We start from the raw sequence: 2,584 nt of genomic DNA, 5'->3' as shown, positions 1-2,584 counted from the left end.
GGCGCTTGTTTTGGCGCTAAATTCGACCCGCCAGCCGATTCACTCAGACTTTAAACTTCGCAGCATAATATCAGGGTGACTCAATCAGAATTCCGATACCGGCTTTTTGCAGGGACGCCATCATTTCTATTTGTGTTGTTGTTTTGGCGTTGAATGGTTTTTGGCAAGATTCCCCCGCCGGAGATTCTCAGGCCAGCGCTAGCAGTAATGTGATCAAGGAGAAAACGGCTATCACAGTGATGGCTTCAGCGCCGTGGTTCACGGAAGGCACCAATTCCGGTGTATCGAGTTGGTATCCGCATGTCTGGGAATCACACGGTTACATTTCAACCTACGTGGGCGGAATGGGCACGGGCCCATCTGCTCCTGATGGGTGGGCAAAATTTCAACCCTATCTTTCACAGCCGGGGAGCTATGATATTTATGTTGGCTTCTTTGCATGTGTGGACACGTCTAGAAGAGTACCGGTTACGATTGGATACGCCGATGGGGAAGAGGTTGTCCTCGTCGATCAGTTCAGCGAGACCAACCAATGGATCGAACAATATCTAGGGCGCTGGAATTTTGATGTCGGACCTGATTCCTATGTTGAAATAACTGATGCCACCGGTGAATTCTATGATGGCACCAAAGGCCTCACCATCGGCTGTGTGAATTTCGTCAGGTTAGGGGAGTTTTCAACAACGGTTGAGAAATTTTCACTTGTTGAGGCATATGACACTTTCGATCATGGGCTCAATGTGAGGAGCCCCAATCCGTGCAGTGATATTGTTGAAGAGATGGCTGACGGCAGTATAGGTGTAATAATAGAAGGGCCCGCTTATTGGGATGGTCAACACCGGTATCGCATTCGGTGGGAGAATGGTGTGGAGGGTTGGTCGGCTTTGAGTTATCTACGTGAGAGGGACTTCGCGCCATCGACTAGATTTGACATTGGAGATGACGTTGCAGTTCAGAATACTGGAGCGCTGGGGTTACAGGTCAGAGAGTCTCCACCGAATCTGGCGAGTACTGGATATCATGTTTTTGATGGCGAAAAAGGGACGATAGTGGGCGGGCCCTTCTATGGGGTTCCAAAAGGAACCGGGGGGTTGTATCATTTTTGGCAAGTCGACTTCGACGGCAAGAGAGGCTGGTGTGCTCAGGGTGACACTGAAGATGACTATCTAGCAAAAATTGGGGACACTGATTGAATCCGCGTTTGAAATTCCTATCGTCCAGAAGACACGAAACTTTGCCTGATACAGCGGGCCCTTTGATCTCTGTTTTGATGATTCACTTGACCGCGTCTATGGCGGACACTTGGCGCAGATAGACATAAACAGCGAGGTGCTCAAATACCGATCCCCTCTATCGGGGAACAACACCACAATGGTACCGGAATCCATCTCTCTGGCAATTTTGAGCGCTCCCGCCATCGCCGCCCCGCTGGACATACCGAGGAATAACCCCTCCCGTGCTGCCAGCACCCTGGCGGTGTCAAAGGCCTCTTCATCCTGCACCGTGATTTTCTCATCGAGGGCGTTGCGCCGGTAGATTTTGGGCACGATGGCTTCCTCCAGGTTCTTGAGCCCCTGGATGGTATGCCCAATGGTCGGTTCGACCCCAATAATCCGCACCGAGGGCTTCTTCTCCTTGAGACACCTTGAAATCCCCATCAGGGTTCCCGATGTGCCGATTCCGGCGACAAACACGTCCACTTCGCCATTCGTCTGGTCGAATATCTCCGGGCCGGTTGTCTCATAGTGAGCCAGAACATTGCTTTCGTTATCGAACTGGTTGGGCATGTAGTATCGATCCGGCTCTTCTTCCACGATCTGATGCGCCCGGATGATCGCTCCGTCCGTAGCCTGACATCCGGGGGTCAGGACAATCTCGGCCCCGAAAGCCTCGATGGTGCGCCGCCTTTCCATACTGACGCATTCGGGCATGGTCAGCTTCACCTTGTACCCCATGGCTGCACCGATCATCGCCAGGGCGATCCCTGTGTTCCCTGATGTAGGCTCAAGAATCGTCTTGCCCCCGACCAGCTTCCCCGACCGGATGGCGTCGTTGATCAGGTAAAGAGCAGTGCGATCCTTCACTGAGCCCCCGGGATTGCCCCCCTCCAGCTTGGCCAGAATGCGAACCCGTCCGTTCTGGTATACATTGGTCAACTCCACCATCGGAGTATTGCCGATCGAATCAATGACGCTCATTACTTGTTCTCCATGCCATAAATCGCCGCTCGGAATGAAATGGTTCCCGAATGCCTGCGCACTTTCATTATACGCTGCCCACCGGCTGCAAATCAAAGAGGCTCTGATGAAATCCTGATCAACCCCCATGCCCCCAATCATGGGGGAAAAAGGGAATCTGGGGGACACCCCCAACCCCCCGATCTGGTCGAGGGCAGGCCCCCGGAAGGGAAGTGTCTCTTCACCCTCTCGAAACCTGCCGACTGAAAAAGCCGATTGACAGGTTCTGCTCGGTTTTGGTTGACATGTTTTTTCACAGCCTCTATACTCACAATCAGGATAGAGACGATGCCTTAGAATTGCTACAGTCGTCCTTTTAAGCCAATGAAGCGGATGATACTGGGTTT

Annotated in this window: 2 protein-coding genes; one reads left to right on the top strand and one right to left on the bottom strand. The window is 52.4% G+C overall.

The features are described from left to right. The first annotated feature begins 209 nt into the window (after positions 1-209). Entirely contained in the window at positions 210-1,193 is a 984-nt protein-coding gene (locus tag PHV74_16150) for a hypothetical protein (protein MDD5095884.1), read from the top strand. A 96-nt stretch (positions 1,194-1,289) separates the two neighbouring features. On the opposite strand, the gene PHV74_16145 is transcribed toward PHV74_16150, so the two are convergent. After that, positions 1,290-2,198: a cysteine synthase family protein gene (locus tag PHV74_16145; GenBank protein ID MDD5095883.1), complete on the bottom strand. Its 909-nt coding sequence runs from the start codon at positions 2,196-2,198 to the stop codon at positions 1,290-1,292. Positions 2,199-2,584 lie beyond the last annotated feature (386 nt).

The sequence above is a fragment of the Dehalococcoidia bacterium genome (genome assembly GCA_028711995.1).
In the GTDB taxonomy this organism is placed as follows: domain Bacteria; phylum Chloroflexota; class Dehalococcoidia; order SZUA-161; family SpSt-899; genus JAQTRE01.
This window is presented reverse-complemented; position numbering and strand designations above follow the sequence as displayed.